This window comes from Chitinophaga agrisoli (assembly GCF_008386695.1).
In the GTDB taxonomy this organism is placed as follows: Bacteria; Bacteroidota; Bacteroidia; order Chitinophagales; family Chitinophagaceae; genus Chitinophaga; species Chitinophaga agrisoli.
This window is the reverse complement of sequence record NZ_VUOC01000058.1, coordinates 1-296: the sequence shown is the minus strand read 5'-3', so window position 1 is coordinate 296 and position 296 is coordinate 1. Positions and strand designations below refer to the sequence as shown.

1 protein-coding gene is annotated in these 296 nt (G+C 60.1%); it reads left to right on the top strand.

Features of this window, described 5'->3' with window-relative positions:
• Positions 1 to 90: 90 nt before the first annotated feature.
• Positions 91 to 296: trypsin-like serine protease (locus F0L74_RS34590; protein ID WP_246197952.1), on the top strand; the 206-nt coding region annotated here is incomplete at its 3' end.

Below are 296 nucleotides of genomic sequence, written 5' to 3'. Positions count from 1 at the left end.
CGCGCCGAGGAAGCCGCTGACTTCGACGGTACCAGGATTGTGGGTGGTTCTGCCGCCAACGCTGGTGCTCACCCCCATCTTGCTGGACTTGTGATCGCACTCACGAATGGCAGAACTTCCATCTGCGGAGCTTCCTTACTGACCAACACCCGCTCCGTGACCGCGGCTCACTGCTGGAGAACCAGGAACGCCCAGGCTCGTCAGTTCACCCTCGCTTTTGGTACAGCTAACATCTTCTCCGGCGGCACCAGGGTCACCACCTCCAGTGTCCACCTGCACGGCAGCTACAACATGAA